23 protein-coding genes and 1 pseudogene are annotated in these 21,260 nt (G+C 65.1%); 11 read left to right on the plus strand and 13 right to left on the minus strand.

The window, feature by feature from the left end; all coding sequences use genetic code 11:
• Positions 1 to 22 precede the first annotated feature (22 nt).
• A complete protein-coding gene (locus E5X34_RS23400) occupies positions 23 to 694 on the plus strand; it encodes a winged helix-turn-helix domain-containing protein (protein WP_292569515.1) in 672 nt (223 codons plus the stop codon).
• A gap of 48 nt (positions 695 to 742) precedes the next feature.
• Here E5X34_RS23400 and ligD read toward each other — a convergent pair whose 3' ends face one another.
• The 3 genes from ligD to E5X34_RS23415 form a co-directional block, all read right to left on the minus strand.
• The gene (gene ligD, locus E5X34_RS23405; RefSeq protein WP_292569519.1) at positions 743 to 3,244 is read right to left on the minus strand and encodes a DNA ligase D; all 2,502 of its coding nucleotides are present in this window, start codon (positions 3,242 to 3,244) and stop codon (positions 743 to 745) included.
• 9 nt (positions 3,245 to 3,253) lie between these two features.
• Complete coding sequence (locus E5X34_RS23410; RefSeq protein WP_292569523.1) at positions 3,254 to 4,114, minus strand: Ku protein; 861 nt, start codon at positions 4,112 to 4,114, stop codon at positions 3,254 to 3,256.
• Positions 4,115 to 4,228: 114 nt separating this feature from the next.
• Positions 4,229 to 4,735, minus strand: coding sequence for a ferritin-like domain-containing protein (locus tag E5X34_RS23415; RefSeq protein WP_126063500.1), 507 nt, complete (start codon positions 4,733 to 4,735; stop codon positions 4,229 to 4,231).
• Positions 4,736 to 5,134: 399 nt separating this feature from the next.
• Between E5X34_RS23415 and E5X34_RS23420 the strand changes: the two genes are divergently transcribed.
• The 3 genes from E5X34_RS23420 (at position 5,135) to E5X34_RS23430 (ending at position 5,972) form a co-directional block, all read left to right on the plus strand.
• On the plus strand, positions 5,135 to 5,281 hold the full coding sequence (locus tag E5X34_RS23420; RefSeq protein ID WP_112128857.1) for a hypothetical protein: 147 nt from the start codon (positions 5,135 to 5,137) through the stop codon (positions 5,279 to 5,281).
• 2 nt (positions 5,282 to 5,283) lie between these two features.
• Positions 5,284 to 5,409: a hypothetical protein gene (locus E5X34_RS23425; RefSeq protein ID WP_292318052.1), complete on the plus strand. Its 126-nt coding sequence runs from the start codon at positions 5,284 to 5,286 to the stop codon at positions 5,407 to 5,409.
• Between the two features lie 110 nt (positions 5,410 to 5,519).
• Positions 5,520 to 5,972 (plus strand): thiol-disulfide oxidoreductase DCC family protein, encoded by a 453-nt coding sequence (locus E5X34_RS23430; RefSeq protein ID WP_292569528.1) that lies wholly within the window; start codon positions 5,520 to 5,522, stop codon positions 5,970 to 5,972.
• 134 nt (positions 5,973 to 6,106) lie between these two features.
• On the opposite strand, the gene E5X34_RS23435 is transcribed toward E5X34_RS23430, so the two are convergent.
• The 3 genes and pseudogenes from E5X34_RS23435 to E5X34_RS23445 form a co-directional block, all read right to left on the minus strand.
• Positions 6,107 to 6,484, minus strand: coding sequence for a DUF1850 domain-containing protein (locus E5X34_RS23435; RefSeq protein ID WP_292569531.1), 378 nt, complete (start codon positions 6,482 to 6,484; stop codon positions 6,107 to 6,109).
• Positions 6,481 to 8,578, minus strand: a pseudogene (locus E5X34_RS23440) (TRAP transporter permease). Before E5X34_RS23440 ends, E5X34_RS23435 begins: the two are co-directional and overlap by 4 nt.
• A 231-nt stretch (positions 8,579 to 8,809) precedes the next feature.
• The gene (locus E5X34_RS23445) at positions 8,810 to 9,769 is read right to left on the minus strand and encodes a TAXI family TRAP transporter solute-binding subunit (RefSeq protein ID WP_292569534.1); all 960 of its coding nucleotides are present in this window, start codon (positions 9,767 to 9,769) and stop codon (positions 8,810 to 8,812) included.
• Positions 9,770 to 10,074: 305 nt separating this feature from the next.
• Between E5X34_RS23445 and E5X34_RS23450 the strand changes: the two genes are divergently transcribed.
• Together E5X34_RS23450 and E5X34_RS23455 are read left to right on the plus strand one after the other, a co-directional pair.
• Positions 10,075 to 10,446, plus strand: coding sequence for a YciI family protein (locus E5X34_RS23450; protein ID WP_292569538.1), 372 nt, complete (start codon positions 10,075 to 10,077; stop codon positions 10,444 to 10,446).
• Positions 10,447 to 10,452: 6 nt separating this feature from the next.
• The gene (locus tag E5X34_RS23455) at positions 10,453 to 11,700 is read left to right on the plus strand and encodes a DUF6596 domain-containing protein (RefSeq protein WP_292569541.1); all 1,248 of its coding nucleotides are present in this window, start codon (positions 10,453 to 10,455) and stop codon (positions 11,698 to 11,700) included.
• A 405-nt stretch (positions 11,701 to 12,105) separates the two neighbouring features.
• On the opposite strand, the gene cysK is transcribed toward E5X34_RS23455, so the two are convergent.
• From cysK to hrcA, 7 genes are all read right to left on the minus strand, one after another.
• Complete coding sequence (gene cysK, locus E5X34_RS23460; protein WP_292569544.1) at positions 12,106 to 13,086, minus strand: cysteine synthase A; 981 nt, start codon at positions 13,084 to 13,086, stop codon at positions 12,106 to 12,108.
• Positions 13,087 to 13,276: 190 nt separating this feature from the next.
• Positions 13,277 to 13,894, minus strand: coding sequence for a LysE family translocator (locus tag E5X34_RS23465; RefSeq protein WP_292569547.1), 618 nt, complete (start codon positions 13,892 to 13,894; stop codon positions 13,277 to 13,279).
• Between the two features lie 118 nt (positions 13,895 to 14,012).
• The gene (locus E5X34_RS23470; RefSeq protein WP_292569550.1) at positions 14,013 to 14,339 is read right to left on the minus strand and encodes a type II toxin-antitoxin system RelE/ParE family toxin; all 327 of its coding nucleotides are present in this window, start codon (positions 14,337 to 14,339) and stop codon (positions 14,013 to 14,015) included.
• Positions 14,326 to 14,616, minus strand: coding sequence for a ribbon-helix-helix domain-containing protein (locus tag E5X34_RS23475; protein WP_292569553.1), 291 nt, complete (start codon positions 14,614 to 14,616; stop codon positions 14,326 to 14,328). Before E5X34_RS23475 ends, E5X34_RS23470 begins: the two co-directional genes overlap by 14 nt.
• An 86-nt stretch (positions 14,617 to 14,702) precedes the next feature.
• Positions 14,703 to 16,046 (minus strand): sorbosone dehydrogenase family protein, encoded by a 1,344-nt coding sequence (locus E5X34_RS23480; protein WP_292569556.1) that lies wholly within the window; start codon positions 16,044 to 16,046, stop codon positions 14,703 to 14,705.
• A 117-nt stretch (positions 16,047 to 16,163) separates the two neighbouring features.
• Positions 16,164 to 16,361, minus strand: coding sequence for a hypothetical protein (locus tag E5X34_RS23485; RefSeq protein ID WP_292569559.1), 198 nt, complete (start codon positions 16,359 to 16,361; stop codon positions 16,164 to 16,166).
• 171 nt (positions 16,362 to 16,532) lie between these two features.
• Positions 16,533 to 17,609 carry a heat-inducible transcriptional repressor HrcA gene (gene hrcA, locus E5X34_RS23490; protein WP_292569686.1) on the minus strand — a complete coding sequence of 359 codons (1,077 nt, stop codon included), beginning with the start codon at positions 17,607 to 17,609 and terminating at the stop codon, positions 16,533 to 16,535.
• 169 nt (positions 17,610 to 17,778) lie between these two features.
• On the opposite strand from hrcA, the gene rph reads away from it, so the two are divergent.
• From rph to E5X34_RS23515, 5 genes are read left to right on the plus strand one after another with little or no spacing between them, the layout of a single operon-like run.
• Positions 17,779 to 18,495 carry a ribonuclease PH gene (gene rph, locus E5X34_RS23495; protein ID WP_027169620.1) on the plus strand — a complete coding sequence of 239 codons (717 nt, stop codon included), beginning with the start codon at positions 17,779 to 17,781 and terminating at the stop codon, positions 18,493 to 18,495.
• 7 nt (positions 18,496 to 18,502) lie between these two features.
• The gene (locus E5X34_RS23500) at positions 18,503 to 18,913 is read left to right on the plus strand and encodes a VOC family protein (protein WP_292569562.1); all 411 of its coding nucleotides are present in this window, start codon (positions 18,503 to 18,505) and stop codon (positions 18,911 to 18,913) included.
• Positions 18,913 to 19,590: an RdgB/HAM1 family non-canonical purine NTP pyrophosphatase gene (gene rdgB, locus E5X34_RS23505; protein WP_292569565.1), complete on the plus strand. Its 678-nt coding sequence runs from the start codon at positions 18,913 to 18,915 to the stop codon at positions 19,588 to 19,590. Before E5X34_RS23500 ends, rdgB begins: the two co-directional genes overlap by 1 nt.
• Entirely contained in the window at positions 19,587 to 20,759 is a 1,173-nt protein-coding gene (gene hemW, locus E5X34_RS23510; RefSeq protein WP_292569568.1) for a radical SAM family heme chaperone HemW, read from the plus strand. Before rdgB ends, hemW begins: the two co-directional genes overlap by 4 nt.
• A 5-nt stretch (positions 20,760 to 20,764) precedes the next feature.
• On the plus strand, positions 20,765 to 21,085 hold the full coding sequence (locus E5X34_RS23515; protein WP_292569569.1) for a low molecular weight protein tyrosine phosphatase family protein: 321 nt from the start codon (positions 20,765 to 20,767) through the stop codon (positions 21,083 to 21,085).
• Positions 21,086 to 21,260: the final 175 nt, after the last annotated feature.

The following is a 21,260-nucleotide window of genomic DNA, read 5'->3' on the forward strand; positions in this document are numbered from 1 at the left end:
ATGCTTCGATGAGGATCGAACCATGCGTGAAGGACCCGATATCGCCCGCATTGCCAGCCTGGTCGGCGACCCGGCCCGCGCCAATATGCTGAACGCGCTGATGGGCGGCACCGCGCTGACGGCGTCGGAGCTGGCGCTGGAAGCCGGCGTGTCGCTGCCCACCGCTTCCTCGCATCTGTCGAAGCTGATGGAGGGCGGGCTGCTGACCTTGGCGAGCCAGGGCCGGCACCGCTATTACGGGCTCGCCAGCGCGCAGGTGGCGGGCATGATCGAGGCGATCATCGGCGTCGCCGAGGCGGTCGGTCCGAAGCGCGTGCGGCCGGGACCGCGCGACGCGGCCATGCGGGTGGCGCGGGTCTGCTACGACCACCTCGCCGGCGAGCAGGCGGTGGCGATGCTCGACCGGCTCTTCGACAAGAAGCTTCTGCTGCGCGACAACGAGATCCGGCTCTCGTCAGCCGGCGCCTCGCATTTTTCCGCGCTCGGCATCGACATCCAGGCCAAGGCGCGGCGGCCGGTGTGCCGCGCCTGCCTCGACTGGAGCGTGCGGCGCTCGCATCTCGCCGGCACGCTCGGCGCCGCCATCCTCGACAAGATCATCGCCGAGAAATGGGCCCGCCGCGAGAAAGACAGCCGCGCCGTGGTGTTCTCGCCCGGAGGAAAGCGGGAGTTCGAGAGGGTGTTTCTGTCCTAGGCGGACAATCTCGCGATGCTGGCGGGACAGCGACGCTTGCTGCGCCAGCTAACTCCGCTTCAACGCCTTCCCCAGCTTGAAGAACTCCTTCCACGGATCGGCCTTCTTCAGTTGCGCCAGCGTCGTCTTACCCCCCAGCGGGAAGGCATTCGGCGGAAGACCCTTCTCGATCTCCGGCCAGGTCACCGGCATCGATATCGTGGCGCCCTTCTTGGCGCGCGAGGAATAGGGCGCGACGGTGGTCGAGCCGCGGCCGTTGCGCAGATAGTCGACGAAGATCTTTCCCGTGCGCGCCTTCTTCGACAGCGTCGCCGTGTAGCGGTCAGGCGCCGCCTGCTCCAGCGCGCGGGCGAAGTCGTGGGCAAAATCCTTGACCTCGTCCCATTCCGCCGAGGGCTTCAGCGGCACCAGCACATGATAGCCCTTTCCGCCGGAGGTCTTGACCAGGTTCAGCAGCGACAGCTCATCGAGTTGCTTGCGGATGTCGAGCGCCGCCTCGCGCACTTTGGAGACATCGACGCCTTCGTCCGGATCGAGGTCGAAGATGATCTGGTCCGGTTTCTCCAGAGCATCGATCGTCGAGCCCCAGATGTGGACTTCGACCACGCCATACTGGACCAGCGCCGCCAGCCCGTCGAAATCCTTGATGTAGAGGATCTCCTCGCCATCGGTCGGATCTTTCATGCGGGCGATCTTGTCGCTCATGCCGGGCGAGGCGTGTTTCTGGAAGAAGCGCTGGCCGTGGACGCCGTCCGGCGCGCGCACGAGGCTCAGCGGCCGGTTGACGACGAATTGCTCCATGCGCGGCCACACCAGCGCGTAGTGTTCGAGCAGGTCCTGTTTCGAAACCTTCTCGTCGGGCCACAGCAGCTTGTCGGGATGCGAGAGTTTAATCGATGTCTTCGCCGTTCCAGCCGAGGGCTTCGACGGCGTCTTTGCGCCCGGCTTTGCCTGGCTCTCGGCCTTTTTCGGCTTTTCTTGCACGACTTCCTCCGCCGGCTTGTCCTCGCGCAGCCCCTGGAACGAGGCGTGGCGGATTATACGGTCGGATGTCCAGCTGCGGAACTCCACCTCGCCGACAAGCTCGGGCTTGACGAAGGTGAGCCCCTTGCCCTTCGGCACGGTCGCCGAGAAGGGCGATGTCTTCGCCTCGAGGCGATCGAGCTTCTTCTTCAAATCCGCCATCACCTTGCCGGAAAAGCCGGTGCCGACACGGCCGGCGTAATTGAGCTTGCCGCCTTCGTAATAGCCGACGAGAAGCGAGCGCACGCCCCGCCCGGTCTTGTCCGAAGGCAGATAGCCGCCGATGACGAATTCCTGCCGGAGCGTGCATTTTGACTTGATCCAGGTGAGCCCCCGCCCGCTGCGATAGGGCGCGTCGGCGCGCTTCGACACCACGCCTTCGAGGCCCATGCGGCAGACATGCTGCAGCATGACCTTGCCGGGCTCGTGGAAATGGTCGCTGAAGCGCAGCGCCGAATCTTCGGGCTGCTCGCCCAGCAGTTCGGCCAGCGCCTGCTTGCGCTCGACCAGCGGCTCGCGGCGCAGATCCTCGCCGTCGAGCCGCATCAGGTCGAAGACATAATAGATGAAGCGGTCGGCGCGACGGGCCGACAGGTCCGCCTGCAGCAGGGGGAAGGACGACACGCCGCTGTCGGCCAGCACCACGACCTCGCCGTCGATGATGGCATCGCGGCATTTCAATCTGGCCACTGCGGCGGTGACCGGCCCCTCGAATTTGCCGGTCCAGTCGAGGCCGGCGCGGGTGAGCAGCCTGACCTCGCTGCCTTCGATCTGCGCCTGCATGCGATAGCCGTCGAATTTCACTTCATGCAGCCAGTCGTCGCCGGTGGGTGCTTCCTTCTCCAGCGTCGCCAGCTGCGGCTCGATGAATTCGAGGCGCCTAGCCTGCCCGGCTTTGGCCTTGCCGGCGGCCGGCCTGTTTGACTGCCAGACCTTCGGTGTCTGCCCCTTGGCCGCCTTGCCTTCGCCGACCTCCTCGATGGTCAGGCCCGATTTCACCGATTGCGGTTCTTCTTCGAGGATATCCTCGCCAGGACGGGCAGCGGCATCGTCGGATTTGATCAGCAGCCAGTTGTCGCGCTTCTCGCCGGGGCGCGGCCTCAGCCTGACCAGATGCCAGCGCCCGTTGAGCTTGTGGCCTTCGAGCTCGAAGTCGATATGGCCCTTCTTCATGCCCTGAGCGGGATCGCCATCCGGTGTCCATCTGCCCTCGTCCCAGACCAGGACCGAGCCGCCGCCATACTGGCCCTTCGGAATGGTGCCTTCGAAGGAGGCGTAGTCGATCGGGTGATCCTCGACATGCACGGCCAGCCGCTTCTCATGCGGGTCGAGGCTCGGGCCGCGCGTCACCGCCCAGCTCCACAGCACGCCGTCGTGCTCCAGCCGGAAATCGTAATGAAGCCGCGTCGCGGCATGCTTCTGGACGACGAAGATGCCGCCGCCCTGCTTGCCGCGCTTCACCTTGCCGGCCGGCTCGGCGGTTTTCTTGAAGTCGCGCTTGGCGTGATATTGTTCGAGGCTGGCCATTGCGGGCTCCTATGCGGACTTGCGCTTCGGCGCGGCCTTGGCCTTCGCTCGTTTGGTCGGCGCTTTGGAGGATGCTTTGCCGGCTTTGCCGTCGTCGGCGTTGAGGCTCTTCTTCAGCGCGTCGAACAGGTTAACGACATTGGACGGTTTCGGCGATGCCTTGGCCTTCGGCGCCTTTCTCCCGGCCTTCCTGGAGCGGACCAGCTCGAGCAGCGATTCCTCGTAGCGATCCCTGAACTTTGCAGGATCGAACTTCGCCTTCTTCTTGTCGATGATGTTCTCGGCGAGCCCGACCATCTCGCCGTCTAGCTTCGCGGACTGGATGTCGGCGAAGATCTGGGATGCCTCGCGAACCGTGTCTCCGTAGCGCAGCGTCGTCAGCAGCATGCCTTTGCCGAACGGCTCGATCATCGCCGGGCGCTCCCGCTGATAAAGCACGATGCGGGCGAGGCCGGCCATTTTCTTCTCGGCAAGCGCATCGCGAATGACGGCGAAGGCCTCCTGCGAGACCTTGTCGGCGGGGGAGACGTAATAGGGCGTGTCGAGATAGACCTGGTCGATCGAGGCCTTGTCGACGAAACCGTCGAGATCGAGCGTGTGCGAGGACTCGATCTGGACCGCCTCGATATCCTCGTCCTCGATGCGGATGAATTCGTCCTTGCCGACCTCGAAACCCCTGACCTCCTCATCCTCTTCCAGCGGCTTGCCGCTTTTCTGGTCGACATAGATGCGCCGGACCCTGTTTCCGGTCTTGCGGTTGAGGATGTGGAAGGACACCTTTTCGGCGTGGGTGACGACGTTGCTCAGTTGGATGGCGCAGGTGACCAGTGAAAGCTTGAGATAACCGCTCCAGGCGGGGCGCGGCGCCATGACGAACACTCCTTGCAACATCGGGGCAGGATCGGACAAACCGAAACGGCTGGAACGCCGCTTCGGTTCCCCGGGGAAGGAAGGCCGACGCCACGCGCCGGCCTTATCGTCAGGCTATTCGGCCGCCTGCAGGTTGATCTTGCTTTCGGCGATCTCGGTGAGCTTGCGGTCGGTCGCCTCTTCTTCCTTGAGGTTCTTGGCCAGAACATTGGCGCAATCGCTGCGGCCGAGCTGCTTGGCCCAGGCGATCAGCGTGCCGTAGCGCGTTATCTCATAGTGTTCGACGGCCTGCGCCGAGGCGATCAGCGCCGCATCGAGGACTTCCTTGTCGTCGACATCGCCGCTCACCTCGTCGGCCTCCGCGAGGATGCCGTCGATGGCCGGGCAGTTGACCGTCTTGGCCTTGACGCCATGCAGCTCGAACACCTGCTCGACCCGCTCGATGTGACCCTTGGTCTGCGTGAGATGCTTCTCGAAGCCGGCCTTCAACTGCGGATCGGTCGCCTTGTCGATCATCTTCGGCAGCGATTTCTCGATCTGCTTCTCGGCATAATAGATGTCGCGCAGCGTGTGGATGAAGAGATCGTCCAGTGTCTTGATGTCCTTCGAAAAGAAGCCCATGGCGGTTGCCTTTCCATGTTTCGCATTATCGGGAAGTTGCGCGGCGGGATAGCCGTCAACATGGCCGGGTTCATCCCGGCCCTTGCGGGATCAACGTCGTCTTCCGGGACAGGTTCCTGCTCGCCCGGTCGCGCGAAAGGAAATTTCCTGCCGCCGGGGGAAGGTGAAACGGAAGCGCGGCCAAGCGACATCGGAACGAAACATATGTGATGCAAAAGTCACACGACGCGGAAAGGCGACGAAAGGCACCGAAACACCGCGAATCAGCCGCAATCCGGCCACGATGCAACGAGTTTCGGACCAGAAATTAACATCACGTTCACCGACTATTCACGCCTCGACGCTATGCTCTCGAACAATTCGGACGGGACATCCGAAAGCGGGACAGGGACAGTTAAAATGAACTTCTGGAACCACATTACAGGCTACGCTGCCGCCATTCGCGAATTCGTCGCGCCGACCTATCGGCCGGAGCGCTATTACATGCGCGGCCCGGGGCCGGCCTGTGCGCGTCGCGGCAATTCGCTGGGCGTCAGCGCGAACTGATCATGACCCGCCAACGCGCCCACCACAGCCGCATCTGCCGGCCGGCCGCCGACCAGCGCGCCACCACCTATCGTGCCGAGCGCCTTGTGCTCGCCGCCAACTGGCGTGCGACAACGCCGCGACTTTGACGCCGCCGCCGGCTGGCTTAGTGTCTCCCTAGTTTGACGCAATTCCGGACGGAAAACCGCTCACACTTTTCCTGGAATTGCTTTTAGGGACACAAGCAGCCGGGGCCGCCATGACCGACCTGCCCGAACCGAACCGTCCCGCCTCTCCAAGCCAGGCCTATGACACCCGCCAGCCGCTGATCGTCTTCGACGGCGTCTGCGTGTTCTGCTCGGGTTTCGTCCAGCTCATCCTCAGGCTCGACCGGGAAAAGCGCTTCCGCTTCGCCACGGCGCAATCGCCGTTCGGCGAGTCGCTGTTTCGCCGGCACGATCTTCAAACCGACGATTATGACAGCAACCTCGCCATCATAGACGGCGCCCCCTTCACCAAGCTCGACAGTTTCGTCGCGGTCATGGCCGCGCTCGGCTGGCCTTGGCGCGCCGCGAAGGCGCTGCTCATCCTGCCGCGTCCGCTGCGCGACTGGCTCTACGACCGCGTCGCCAGGAACCGCTACGCGCTGTTCGGCCGCAAGGACAGTTGCGAGATTCCTTCGGCTGAGTTGCGGGAGCGGCTGATCGGCTAAAGCGCGTCGCGATCTTTCAGATTCGCTCCATGCACTTTAGGTTTTTGATTTTACGCATGTCTTTTTCCCGAAACCGGTTCCCACTTTTGGGAGACATGCTTTAAGATCGGCGGGCTGGCCGGGCTGATAGTGCGCTATCGCGGTTGGCTCGAGCCGGCGCAGGGTTCGAGCACGGTGGCTTCGCCGGCCGCCCCGCCCAGCTCCCGGCAACCCATGACCGTGCACAGCGTCCAGCCTTCCCCGGTGGCGCCGGACGCCGCGAGCACCAGACGCGGCTGGGGCCCGATCCGTGGCGCATAGATCCACCAGCCGTCCCGCAGCACCGAGCCCTCGGGCGGGTCCATGCCGGCGCCGGAGCCTTTGACCCGCGCCTCGACGACCTGCAGTCCGGCGGGCGACACTTTCCAATCCTCCCGCCAGCGCGTCCGTTCCACCGAATGCGTCCAGGACAGGGTGAAGGCGGCGGCGGCGAGCGTCACCGTCTTGCCGGCGGCGAGGATGCACAGGCTCATGCGGCGCCGGCCATGGACAGCCGGCGCGCGCGCCAGCAATGCCAGCCGATCCACGCCAGGGCGAGCGCCCAGCCGGTCTCATCGGTGAGCGGCAGCGCGACCACCAGGAGCAGGCCGGCTGCGAAAGCGACGAGACGCTCCCACAAGGCCATGCGCCGCGCGAGAAAGCTGACGGCGGCGGCGCCCCACAACACAATGCCCATGCAGGCCTTGGCGACGATATAGGCGACCTCGACGGGATAGCCGAACGAGGCCGCGATCGGGCCAGCGTCCTGCAGCATGAGGGCCGGCGTGTAGACGGCCATGAACGGCACGACGAAGCCGGCAATGGCGAGCTTTGTCGCCTGGATGCCGATCTTCAATCCGCTTTCCTTGGCCATCGGCGCGGCGGCGAAGGCGGCGAGCGCCACCGGCGGCGTCAGGTCCGCCATGATGCCGAAATAGAAGACGAACATGTGGCTGACCACCAGCGGCACGCCGAGCGACAGCAGCGCCGGGCCGGCAAGAGAGGAGGTGATGATGTAGTTGGGGATCGTCGGAATGCCCATGCCGAGCACCAGGCAGGTGAGCATGGTCAACACCAGCGACAGGAACAGATTGTTCTCGCCGATGGAGATGATCCAGCCGATGAAGGTGGAGGCGATGCCGGTGAGCGTCAGCGTGCCGATGACGATGCCGACGATAGCGCAGGCGATACCGACGGGCAGCGCGTTCTTGGCCCCTTCGGCAAGCGAATCGACGCAGATGCGCAGCGTCTCGCGCCCACCCTTGAAGGCGAGGCAGGCAATGACGAGCGCCGCGATGACGAGGCTCAGCACATTGACACCGAAGCGCATGAAGGACGCGGCGGCAAGCCCGAGGGCCAGCCAGAAGACGACGCGGAAGGCGAGCGGTCCGATTAACGCCGCCAGCGGTGTGCCGAGGATGAGCACGATGGTCAGCGCCAGGCCCATCGTGCCGGCGAAGATCGGCGTGTAGCCGGCAAACAGCAGGTAGACCAGCACGGCGAGCGGCAGCACGAGCGGCCAGTGCTTTCGCACCGCCTCCCAGGGATCGGGCAACTCGGCCTTGGCCATGCCATGCAGCCCGGCCTTGCCCGCCTCTAGATGCACCTGCCAGAAACAGGCGCCGAAATAGAGCAGCGCCGGGATGATCGCCGCCTTGACGACCTCGGCATAAGGGATGTTCAGCGTCTCGGCCATGATGAAGGCGACGGCCCCCATCACCGGCGGCATGATCTGGCCTCCCATCGAGGAGGTCGCCTCGACCGCGCCGGCAAAGGCCGAGCGGAAGCCGAAGCGCTTCATCAGCGGAATGGTGAACTGGCCGCTGGCGACGACATTGGCGACGCCCGAACCGGAGATGGTGCCCATCAGCGCGGAGGAGAGCACGCAAACCTGCGCCGGGCCGCCGCGCCATGAGCCGACGAGGCCGAGCGCGAAATCGTTGAACAGCGCGATCATGCCGGCCCGCTCGAGGAAGGCGGCAAAGACGACGAAGATGAAGATATAGGCGGCCGACACATAGACCGGCGTGCCGTATATGCCCTCGGTGCCATAGGCGAAGGTGTCGACCAGCTGCGCGAAATCATAGCCGCGATGGATGAAGGGCGGCGGCAGATGATTGCCGACGAAGCAGTAGGCGAGGAAGATGAAGGCGATGACCGCCAGCGGCAGGCCCATCAGCCGTCTGGCGGCTTCGAAGACCAGCACAACCAGCAGCGTGCCGACGACCAGGTCCGGCGTGGTGAGGAAGCCGGAGCGGCGGATGAGGTCGGCATATAAGATCCAGTTGTAGAGGCCTGTCGCGAAAGCCCAGCGCGCCGAGCGTCCAGAACGCGGCCTTCGCCGCCACGCCGGTGGCGCGCAAATTGGCGATCAGGGCGAAACCGAGCAGCAGCAGGAAGCCGACATGCATGGCCCGCACGACTTGGCTGGGCAGGCTGCCATAGGCTGCGATGTAGATCTGAAAGACGGAGAAGGCGACGGCGATGGCAAAGGCGGCCTTGCCGGCGAGGCCGTCGCCGAAGCCCGGCGGCAGGCCTTCGACCTGTTCTTCGACGGCCGGGGAAAGAACGGTCGGGGTCTCGGTCATTGGCGGGTTCCTGGCGGGCAATACCGTTCTCCGTTGAGGGGAGGGAAACCGTGTATGGCGCTCCCCCTCGCCCAGCCTCCGCTTCGCTCGGCTGATCTCTCCCCGAGGGGAGGAGATTGTCGGCGTCGCTGCCAACCTCTTCTCCTCCCCCGGGGAGAAGGTGGCCGCGAAGCGGCCCGATGAAGGGGCGGGCGCTGCGCTATGCGATAGCCATTCCTCGATGGTGAGGGCCTATTTCAGCAGGCCCTTTTCCCTGTAGTATCGTTCCGCGCCGAGATGCAACGCCACGGGCATGCCGTCCAGCGCCTTGGCCGGATCGATCGCCTTGGCGGCGGCATGAGCGGCGGTGAGCTGGTCGAGATGCTCGAACAAGAGCTTGGTCATCTGATAGGCGGTGTCGTCGGAGACGTCGGCGCGGGTGATCAGGAAGTTGCCTACCGCGGCGGTCGGGACATCTTCCGCCTGGCCTTCATAGGTGCCTTTCGGGATGACCACGGAAAGATAGGGCGCCCCGATCTTGGCAACTTCCCCGGCCGGCACGGCGACGACGTTGATCGGCACGGAAGTTGCGAGATCGCGGATGGAGGCGACGCCGAGGCCGGCCGACTGCAAGGTGGCGTCGAGCTGGCGGTTCTTGATCAACTCGACCGACTCGGCGAAGGGCAAGTATTCGACGCGCCCGAGATCCTCGTATTTCAGACCGGCGGCGGCGAAGATGGCGCGCGCGTTGAGCTCGGTGCCGGAGGCGGGCGCGCCGACCGACAGGCTCTTGCCCTTGAGGTCGGCGAGCGTCTTGATGCCGGAGTCCTGGCTGGCGACGATTTGGATGTAGTTGGGATAGATCGCGGCAATGCCGCGCAACTTGTCGAGCTTGCCCGGGAAGCCGGCTTCGGTGTTGCCCTCGGCGGCCATCTTGACCGAATCGCCGAGCGCGAACGCGATCTCGCCCTTGCCCTGCTGCAGGAGATTGAGATTCTCGACCGAAGCTTTGGTCGCCTGAACCTGCGTGCGCGAGCCCTCAATGCCCTTGCCGTAGATTTCGGACAGCGCGACGCCGAGTGGATAATAGACGCCCGACGTGCCGCCGGTGAGCACATTGATGAACTCCTGCGCCCCGGCCGACACGATGCCGAGACCCAGCGACAGCGCCAAAGCGCCGGCGGCAACAAATTTCGTCCTGAAATCGAGCATGGGTTTCTCCTCCTGAAACAGTCGCGTCGCCTCCCCGTCGCGAGGCTCGTGAGTTTAGACAGGAGGAGCCAAATGCCAACCCGCAATTCAACGCATTCTGTTTGATCAGATCCTTTCCAAAAAACCGGAGTCCACTTTTGGGATCATCATCTGGACGAACGGTTGAGTGGCGGCGAAAAATGCGCCGGCTTGCGCTTGGCTGCTTTGGGGACGAAAGATTTTTCCGGCGCCTGTCGAAAACGGTCGATGCCACACGACATAGGTCGGCACGCAACGACGCGGCCTTCAAGAAACGGGAGAAGACCATGCGATACATGCTTTTGATCTACAATGACGAAGCCGCGATGGCGAATGCTCCAAAGGAGCAGACCCAGCAGGTGCTCGCGGCCTATGGCGCCTATACCGAGGCGCTGAAGAAATCCGGCGCTTATATCGCCGGCGAGCGGCTGCGCCCGACCCAGGCGGCCACCTCGGTCCGGCTCGCCGGCGGCAAGACCAATGTGCTCGACGGCCCCTATGCCGACACCAAGGAGCAATTGGCAGGCTTTTACATGATCGAGACGGCCGACATCGACACGGCCATCGAATGGGGCGCGCGCTGTCCCGCGTCCTCCACCGGCACGGTCGAGGTGCGGCCGATCTGGGAAATGGCAGAGTACGTCGCCGCCGCGGAGTGAGCCGCGATGGATGATCGCTCGGAGATCGCGCGGGCGGCGGCGGAAGCGGCCGCCCGGCGCAGCTACGGCAAGCTGGTCGCCTGGCTGGCGGCGCGCACGCGCGACGTCGCCGGCGCCGAGGACGCGCTGGCCGACGCCTTCGCCGCCGCGCTGGAGCGCTGGCCTCGAAGCGGCGTGCCGGCGCAGCCGGAAGCCTGGCTGCTCGCGGTGGCGCGCCGGCGCGACGTCGACGCCGTGCGGCGGCGGCTGACCGGCGAGGCGGCGCGCGATCATCTGCAGCTGATCGCCGAGGAAATGGAGGCGCGCATGAGCGGCGAGGAGCTGCCCGACGACCGGTTGCGGCTGATGTTCGCCTGTGCCCATCCGGCAATCGAGGCCAGCGTGCGCGCGCCGCTGATCCTGCAGACGATCCTCGGCTTCGACGCCGCGACGATCGCCTCGGCCTTCCTGGTCTCGCCGGCGACGATGGGGCAGCGGCTGGTGCGCGCCAAGGCACGCATCCGCGAGACCGGGATTCCGTTCCGCGTGCCAGAACAGGCGGAGCTGGGCGAGCGGCTGAGCACGGTGCTCGAAGCGATCTACGCGACCTTCGCCGAAGGCTGGTCGGATGCGACCGGTACCGATGCCAGCCGGCGCAACCTCGCCGGCGAAGGCATCTGGCTTGGACGGCTGGTCGCTTCGCTGATGCCGGACGAACCGGAGGCGCTGGGACTACTGGCGCTGATGCTGTTCGCGGAGGCGCGCCGCTCGGCACGGCGCGGCCCGGATGGAGACTTCGTGCCTTTGGCCGAACAGGATATCGCGCTTTGGGACGACAGCCTGATCGACGAGGCGGAGGCCTTGCTGGCGGGCGCCGCGCAAAGGGGCATCATCGGCCGCTACCAGCTGGAGGCCGCCGTGCAGTCCGCCCACGCGGCGCGCCGGCGCGGCAGCGGCACCGACTGGCTGGCGATCCGCCAGCTTTACGACGCGCTGCAGGCCGTCGCCAGCTCGCCGGTGGTGGCGATCAACCGCGCGGTGGCGATCGCCGAGACCGAGGGCGCAACGGCAGGATTGGCGGCGCTTTACGTGCTGGGCGAGGACAAGCGGCTGCAGGACTACCAGCCCTATTGGGCCGCCCGCGCCGGGCTGTTGGCCAGACTCGGCAATACGAAGCAGGCGGCGCAGGCCTACGACCAGGCGATCGGCCTTGAGCGCGACCCGGCGCTGCGGCGTTTCCTGCAGGGTGAGAAGGCGAAGCTTGTGGGGGGTTAATGTCGGTTTGCTCAGTGAGCAGGCGTCATCACCCTTCCGGGGGATCGGCGCAAACGCTGGGGATTGGCGGAAGCCTCTCAACTTCGTCATCCCTGGGCGAAGCAGCCGCGAAGCGGCGTCGCGGAGACCCTGGGATCCATGCCGTGACCTCGATCGTAGGATGCAGCGGAGCAGAATTCTGCACCGTTGCGACGCGTCGAAGTCACGGAATGGATCCTCGGGTCTGCGCGCGTCGCTTCGCTCCTTGCTCCGCCCGTGGATGACGAGGTTGGGACATTCTGGGCCGTGGCATTCTTTGGCCACGGTCACAGAATAGATTCCAGGGGCTCCGCGACGAAGCTTCGCTCCTGCTTCGCCCTGGAATGACGACCGCGAGGGGCCGCTGAAGCCCGAGGTATATGCCGCCTACGCCCCCAGACCGTCGAACAGGATGGTCGAGAGATAGCGCTCGGCGAAGGAGGGGATGACGACGACGAGGTTCTTGCCCTTGTTCTCCGGCCGCGAGCCGACGACGATGGCCGCCTGCAACGCCGCGCCCGAGGAGATGCCGACTGGCACACCTTCAAGGCGCGCGACCAGGCGGGCATTGGCGACCGAATCCTCGTTCGAGACCCTGACGATCTCGTCATAGACGGACGTGTCGAGGATCTTCGGCGCGAAGCCGGCGCCGATGCCCTGGATCTTATGCGGACCGGGCTGGCCGCCCGACAGAACCGGGGAGGCCTCCGGCTCGACCGCCACGACATGCACCGAGGGCTTGCGCTTCTTCAGCACCTGGCCGACGCCGGTGATGGTGCCGCCGGTGCCGATGCCGGCGACGAAGATATCGACCTCGCCATTGGTGTCGTTCCAGATTTCCTCGGCCGTGGTGCGGCGGTGGATCTCGGGATTGGCGGGGTTCTCGAATTGCTGCGGGATGATGGCGTTGGGCAGCGTGGCGGCAAGCTCGTCGGCCTTGGCGATGGCGCCCTTCATGCCCTTCGGTCCTTCGGTCAGCACCAGCTCGGCGCCGAGCAGCGCCAGCATCTTGCGGCGCTCGACCGACATCGTCTCCGGCATGGTGAGGATCAGCTTGTAGCCCTTGGCGGCGGCGGCGAAGGCGAGAGCGATGCCGGTGTTGCCGGAGGTCGGCTCGATCAGCGTGGTCTTGCCGGGCGTAATCTTGCCGGCTTCCTCCAGCGCCTCGATCATGGCGACGCCGATGCGGTCCTTGACCGAAGCGATCGGGTTGAAGAATTCGAGCTTGGCCATGAGGTTGGCGACGATGCCCTTCTCCCTGGCGAACTTGTCCAGCCTGACCAGCGGCGTGTCGCCGATCGTCTCCGTGATCGAATTGAAGACGCGGCCGCGGCCGGGCACGCGCGCGGAGGTGACGGGCTTGTTCATTTGGTTCGCTCCCAGGGCAATGGCATAGGCAAAACAGAATAGGGCTTTCAGCCGCGCAAGATAGGCCGGCGACCTAAAATATCCGAGTGGGGCGGTTGCTGAAAAGCGCGCCGCAGCGGAAATGCATTTTCCGTAGTGGCCCGATTTCGGAATGACTTGGCTGAAATCCGGGACGGGTTGAGATTGGAGCCTACTGGCGGGCCGCGATCGCGGCGGCCGCGCCCATCATGAAGCCCGCGGCGGTGCGGTTGAGCACCTTCAGCGCGCGCGGCGATTTCAGGAACCAGCGCGCCTTGGCGGCCAAAGCCAGATAAGGCACCAGCACCACGAACAGCACCACCACGGTGAGCATCGCCAAAATGGCGTAGTCGGCGAGCGTGATCGTCTTCAGATCGACGATGGTCGGCGTGATGGCGAGGTAGAAGATCATCGTCTTGGGATTGCCTAGCGTCACCGTCAGCCCGGCGATGAAGCTCGACAGCAGCCCGCCCCTGGCCTTGCGCGCCTCGACGGTCTCGGGCGTGATGCCGCTGGTCCAGAAGCGCCAGGCGAGAAAGGCGAGATAGGCGACGCCGGCCCATTTGATGGCCAAGAAGACCATGCCGAAGGTCTGGGCGACGAAGGCCAGCCCAAGCACCACGGCGGTGAGATAGGTGAGGTCGCCGAGCATCAGGCCAAATGACATGGCAAGCGAGGAACGGAAGCCGGAGCCGAGCGCGCGGGCAACCAGCGCCGTGACGCCGGGGCCCGGAATGGCGGCGGCGACGCCGAGGGCGGCGCTGTAAGCGAGGAAACCGGTGAGTGTCATGATCCCGAGCCTGATTGTTGATCCCGCAATGCTAACGCCGCGCGGCACGGTGCATGAGTTCGCCATGAGTCATGCCGCAAAACCATGAGCGCGGTCGCCCCTTTGCAAGCGTCTGCTCTTATTCCTCAGTGCTTTCGTCGTGGCCCCGGTACAACGCCTCATAATCCCGGCCGCCGTAAAATACATTGACGATTTCCACGGTCTTGCCGACGCGATAAGCAATTACAGTGCTGCGCTCAAAAGGCACGGTGCGCAACCCTGCTTGAAGGTCGTCACGTCGTCGGCCGCCGTTTGGCGCATCGCCAATCTTGCGGCAGCGGGCACGTATGCGCCGAACAAAGGCCAATGCAACGTTGCGGCTTTGGCCCTGCGTGGCGATGAACCGGTAAACTTCGGCCAGGTCCGCGATGGCGTCGGGTCGGTAGGTGACCCTAAGACGCCGCACGGTCCAGGTCTTTGTCGATTCCGGCGATAGCGGCCTCAAGCGCGGCGTCGGCCTCGTCTTCGCTCAAGGACGGCCTGGGATCCTCGATGGAGCGGCGGACACGGGCTCGGATAGCCTCAAGGCGCTCGGCATCCTCGATGCGTTGCCGCTGCCATACCCGCACGGCGTCACGCATGGCTTCACTGACGGTGGCAAATTCGCCGGCTTCCACTCTCTCGCGGATAGCCTGCATTTGCTCGCGCGCCATGGTAACGCTCACTTTCTCGGCGTTGTTCACGGTTGGACTCCTTCTCGCTACCTACTAGGTAGGATAAATTCCGACCTGGCACCAGAAATTTGTGAAAAGCTGTGGCGTCGGAACCGTCAGGACCGGCCATCTCCATACGTAACGCGCCAGATGGTGCCGTTGCCGTCCTCGGTGAGGATCAGGGCGCCGTCCTTGGCCACGGCGACACCGACCGGGCGGCCCCAGACCGCGTCGTCGGATATGACGAAGCCGGTGGCGAAGTCGTCATATTCGCCGGTCGGCTTGCCGTCCTTGAACCGCAGCCGCACCACCTTGTAGCCGGTGCGGACATTGCGGTTCCACGAGCCATGCAAAGTGACGAAGGCGTCGCCCCTGTACTCAGCCGGGAAATTGCCGCCGTCATAGAAGGCGATGTTGAGCGGCGCCGAATGCGCCTGGATCAGTACGTCGGGCATCGTGACCTTGCCGGCGAGATCGGGCCGCGCGCCCTCGTGGCGCGGATCCTCATAGTCGCCGATATAATACCAGGGCCAGCCATAGAAGGCGCCGTCCTTGACGGCGGTCGCGTATTCGAAGGGGGTGTTGTCGCCAAGCTCGTCGCGCTCGTTGACGACGCACCAGAGCGCGCCAGTCGCCGGCTGCACGGTCATGCCGGAGCAGTTGCGCAGGCCGGTGGCAACGGTGCGGCGGTTGTTGCCGTCGGGGTCGAAGGCGAGCACGTCGGCGCGGCCTTCCTCCGGGCCCCAGGCCTCGCCCAGCGGCTGCGATTTCGCCCACGCCTCGACACCACCCTTCGGCTTCGCTCCCATGTCCTCGGCGATGTTGGAGCCGGAGCCGACCGACAAATAGAGGGTGTTGCCGTCGGGCGCGAAGGCGATGTCGCGCGTCCAATGATGGCTGGCGGGAATTTTCGCGACGATGGTCTCCGGCTTGGCGGAAGCTTCGAGGTCGCCGTCGCGATAGGGGAAGCGCACGACGCTGTTGCTGTTGGCCACATAGACCCATTGCGGCTTGTCGCCCGGCGGATAGAAGGCGATGCCGTAGGGTCGCGTCAGGCCCTTGGCGAAGATCGAGGTCTCGGCAGGCTTCGCGCTGTCCTCGGCCAGGCGATAGACGCGGACCTGGTTTGCCCGACTGTCGGCGACGAAGAGATCGCCGTTCGGGGCCACGCGGACCACGCGTGGACTGTCGATACCCGACGCGACCAGCTCGGCGGAGAAGCCCGGCGGAAGCTGTGGCTTCGCGCCCTCCGGGCGATCGGTGACGCCGCCGCCATTGGCGGCGGACTCCGCCACATCGGGTTCCGGTTGATCCTGCGGCTTCAGCAGCCGGCGCACGCCCGGACGATCGGCCTTCCAGTCGCTGAAGGCCTTTTCGCCGCTGAGCAAGGGGGCCTGCTGCGCAAAGGCACCGGTGGCGAGAATCAAGGCAATGCCCGCAAGGCCAGCGATCCGTATCATGCTGTTCTCCGTCGTCTGCCAATGCGCCTCGCTCGGTCAGGCGCTCCGAGCAGGACATATTGGGCAAACGACCGAAAAGAGAAGCTTGCGCACGCGGATTTGACGGAGCGCCGGAGCTTAGGTCTCTTCGGTATCCAGATCGTCGTCGAGGCGCTTTTCCAACTCGACGAGATCGGCCGGCAAGGGCAGGCCCATGGCCCGGAGTTCCCGCAATTTCTCGCGCAGCTGCTCCTGGATCTCGTGGTCGTCCTCGGGCTGGTTGATCATTTCCTGCAGCAGGAGGTCGATCTGGGCCTTGATTGCTTCCAACGCCATTTTTTTCTCCCTCTGCAGCTGCCGCGACCCTAGGTGTGGCGAGATTCAGGTCAGGCCGAGTCGAGAACGGTGGCTTCCGAGAACCGGAGCGGAGTGTACTTAAGGTACGTGAGCACCGGAAGCGCAGGAAGCCGTCGTTCGCAGGCCGGCCTCACCTGAATATCGATACACCTAGCGGAGCATGCGCGAAATCAGCTGCGCCGTATAGTCGACCATCGGCACGATGCGGGCGTAATTCAGCCGCGTCGGCCCGATGACGCCAAGCGCGCCGATGACGCGGGCGTCCTTGTCGCGGTAGGGCGCGACGACCAGCGACGAGCCGGACAGCGAGAACAGCTTGTTCTCCGAGCCGATGAAGATGCGCACGCCCGGCCCTTCCTCGGCGAGGTCGAGCAGCTGCAGCAGCCCGTCCTGCGTCTCCAGGTCCTCGAACAGATGGCGCAGCAGTTCGAGATCGGCCTGGGCGGTGACGTTTTCCAAGAGGTTGGCGCGGCCGCGCACGATGAGACGCGCCGGCAGGCCGCTTTCGGCGCCGGCCCAGACCGCCAGCCCCTTCTCGACAAGATCCTGCGACAGCGTATCGAGGGCGGATTTGGTTTCGTCCTTGATGCGGGTGATCTCGGCGCGCGCCTCGGCAAGCGTGCGGCCCCTGATATGGGCGTTGAGGAAATTGGACGCCTCGTGCAGTTGCGAGACGGTGGTGCCGGCGGGCAGGTCGACGACGCGGTTCTCGACATCGCCGTTCTGCGACACCAGCACGGCCAGCGCCTTGGTGGGCTCGAGCTGGATGAATTCGATGTGCTTCAGCGCCACCTCGTTCTTGGAGGCGAGCACGAGGCCGGCGCCGCGCGACATGCCGGACAGCATCTGGCTGGCCTCGGTCAGCATATGCTCCAGCGTCGCGCCGGAGCCTGAGGCGCGCACCTGCGCCTCGATGATGCGGCGCTCGTCGTCGGAAAGATCGCCGAGCTCCATGAAGGCATCGACGAAGAAGCGCAGGCCGGTCTGAGTCGGCAGGCGGCCGGCGGAAACATGCGGCGCGTAGATCAGCCCCAGATGCTCGAGGTCGCTCATCACGTTGCGAATGGTGGCCGGCGACAGCGAGGAGGGCAGGATGCGCGACAGGCTGCGCGAACCGACCGGCTCGCCGTCGCGCAGATAGGAATCGACGATCCGCCGGAAAATATCGCGCGAGCGCATGTCGAGTGACTGAAGCACCGGCGACTGAAGCCCGGGTGACTGCGACATCGGATCGACTGGTCTGTTCATTCCGGCGAGAAACCTCCTACCGGAAAGATATAGACTCCCGGTCGGCCCGCGCAACCCGCCCTGGCCCGCGCCCCCTTTTCCTTTGCGCGAGAGACTGCATGCGTCTACAAGCCGCCAACGAATCCGGGAAAGAACAGAAAGAGCCTCGATGCGCCCCTCCAAACGCCAAGCCGACGAAATGCGCGCCATCTCCTTCGAGCGCGGCGTGTCCAAGCATGCCGAAGGCTCGTGCCTGGTGAAGTTCGGCGACACGCATGTCCTGTGCACGGCGAGCCTTGAGGAAAAAGTGCCGGCCTGGATGCGCAATTCCGGCAAGGGCTGGGTGACGGCCGAATACGGCATGCTGCCGCGCTCGACCGGCGAGCGCATGCGGCGCGAGGCTTCCGCCGGCAAGCAGGGCGGCCGCACGCTGGAGATCCAACGGCTGATCGGCCGGAGCTTGCGCGCCGTGGTCGACCTGCAGGCGCTGGGCGAGCAGCAGATCACCGTCGACTGCGACGTCATCCAGGCCGATGGCGGCACCCGCACCGCCTCGATCACCGGCGGCTGGGTGGCGCTTTACGACTGCCTGCGCTGGATGGAAGCGCGCCAGATGGTCAGCGTCGCCAAGGTGCTGAAGGATCATGTCGCGGCGATTTCCTGCGGCATCCATGACGGCCAGCCGGTCATCGACCTCGATTACCTCGAGGATTCCTCGGCCGGCACCGACGCCAATTTCGTCATGACCGGCAAGGGCGGCATCGTCGAGATCCAGGGCACCGCCGAGGGCGAGCCTTTCTCCGAGGAGCAGTTCGCGGCGCTGATGGGGCTGGCCAAGAAGGGCATCTCGCGGCTGGTGAGCCTGCAGCAGATGGCGGTGGCGTAGGGCACTTATGAGACCTTCCGCCATCCTAGAATCGGCCCTCTACGTCATCGATCTCGCCGCCGCCGAAGCCTTCTACCGCGACATCATCGGCCTCGAAGCGCTGGGCAAGGTCGAGGGCCGCCACGTCTTTTTCCGCTGCGGCGACGGCGTGCTGCTGCTCTTCAATGCCGAGGCAACCAAAATTCCGCCGGTGCCGGACGCTCGCCTGAAAGTGCCGCCGCACGGCACGGCCGGCGAGGGGCATCTCTGTTTTGCGGCTACCGCCGACGAAATCGCCGCATGGCGCAAGCATCTCGCCGCCAACAACATCGCCATCGAAAGCGATTTCGAATGGCCGCAAGGCGGGCACTCGATCTATATCCGCGACCCTTCGGGCAATTCGATCGAGTTCGCCGAGCCAAGGATCTGGGGTTTCTGATGCATTCTTTGAACGGAAAGAAGATCGTCGTCGCCAGCCACAATGCCGGCAAGCTGCGCGAATTCGCCGACCTGATGGCGCCGTTCGGCTTCGAGGCGAAATCGGCCAAGGAATACGGCCTGCCCGAGCCGGACGAAACCGGCACGACCTTCGAGGAGAACGCCTATATCAAGGCCTTCGCCGCGGCCAAGGCGACCGGCCTGCCGGCGCTGTCTGACGATTCCGGTCTCTGCGTCGACGCGCTCGATGGCGCGCCTGGCGTCTATACCGCCAACTGGGCCGAGAAGCCGGACGGCAGCCGGGATTTCGGCATGGCCATGCAAAAGACGGAGACCGCGTTGCAGGATGCCGGCGCGACCGAGCCTTCGCAGCGCAGCGGACGCTTCGTCGCCGTCATCTGCCTGGCATTTCCGGACGGCGAGGCCGAATATTATCGGGGCGAGGCCGAGGGCACGCTGGTATGGCCGCCGCGCGGCACGCTGGGTTTCGGCTACGATCCGGTGTTCCTGCCCAACGGTTTCGACAAGACTTTTGGCGAGATGAGCGCAGAAGAAAAGCATGGCTGGAAGCCCGGCCAGGCGGAGGCGCTTTCGCACCGCGCCCGCGCCTTCCAGAAATTCGCCGAAGCGCGATTGGATTTGGCCAGATTGGATCTGGCGCGATCAGGGCCCGCATGAGCGCAGTGACCATACCGCTCGACCGCAGCCCCGGCTTCGGGGTCTATATCCACTGGCCGTTCTGCGCGGCCAAGTGCCCTTACTGCGACTTCAACAGCCATGTCCGCCACCAGCCGGTCGACCAGGAGCGCTTCGCCCGCGCCTTCGAGACCGAGCTCGCAACCATGCGCGCCCGCACCGGGCCACGCGAGGTGACCAGCATCTTTCTCGGCGGCGGCACGCCGTCGCTGATGAAGCCGGAAACGGTGGGCGCGGTGCTGGATGCGGTGGCGAGGAACTGGACGGTGCCTGAAGGCATCGAGGTGACGCTGGAGGCCAACCCGTCCTCGGTCGAGGCCGAGCGTTTCCGCGGCTACCGCGCATCAGGCGTCAACCGCGTCTCGCTCGGCGTGCAGGCGCTGAACGACAAGGATTTGCGCTTCCTCGGCCGGCTGCACAATGTCGAGGAAGCGCTTTATGCCATCGGGCTGGCGCGGGACATATTTCCCCGTCTCTCCTTCGACCTGATCTATGCCCGGCCCGGCCAGACACCGGAGGCGTGGGGGGCGGAGCTGGAACAGGCGATTGGCTATGCGGTCGACCATCTCTCGCTCTACCAGCTGACCATCGAGGAGGGCACGCCCTTCCATGCGCTTCACGCGGCGCGCAAGTTCACCCTGCCCGACAACGACCATGCCGCCGATCTCTATGCGCTGACGCAGGAGGTGACGGCGACGCATGGGCTGCCGGCCTATGAGATTTCCAACCACGCCCGGCCGGGCGCCGAAAGCCGGCACAACCTCACCTATTGGCGCTATGGCGAATATGTCGGCGTCGGTCCGGGCGCGCATGGCCGCTTCGTCGAGAACGGCCGCCGCACCGTGACGATAGCGGAACGGATGCCGGAGACCTGGGCCAACCTGGTCGAGGCCAAGGGGCATGGCGTCACCGGCGGCGAGATTCTCACGCGCTCCGAGGAAGCCGATGAATTCCTGCTGATGGGCTTGCGGCTCGCCGAAGGCATCGACCTGCAGCGCTACGAGGCGCTGTCGGGGCGAGGCCTCTCCAGCGCACGGCTTTCGGTGCTGCAGGAAGAAGGGCTGGTGGCGCCGGTCGGCAATGCAAGGCTACGCGCCACGACCGCCGGCATGATCGTGCTGGATGCGGTGGTGGCGGATCTGGCGCGGTAAGCTGTTTGAAGAACGTTCTGTTCGTCTGCAGCCAGAACCGGCTGCGCAGTCCGACCGCCGAGCAGGTGTTTTCCAAGCGCCGCGACATCGGGGTGGAATCGGCCGGCACCAATCATGACGCCGACAACCCGCTGACGCATGAACTGGTCGCGTGGGCGGACATCATCTTCGTCATGGAGAAGGCGCATCGCGCCAAGCTGCAGAAGAAATTCCGATCGAGCCTGAAGGGCGCCAGGGTGATCTGCCTCGATATCCCGGACGACTACGAGTTCATGGACCCGGAACTGGTGCGGCTGCTGGAAACGAAGGTGCCTCGGTATCTCTGAAGGCTGCGGCGATCCCCAGCGCGTTCGTCATTCTCGGGCTTGACCCAAGAATCCATGCCGTGACCTATGCGAAGGGTGCGGCGGTCCAGAATTCTGCACCGTTGGTGGCGCTTCGATGTAACGGCATGGATTCCAGGGTCTGCGCGCGTCGCTTCGCTCCTTGCTCCGCCCTGGA

This window comes from Mesorhizobium sp. (genome assembly GCF_004963255.1).
Taxonomy (GTDB): domain Bacteria; phylum Pseudomonadota; class Alphaproteobacteria; order Rhizobiales; family Rhizobiaceae; genus Mesorhizobium.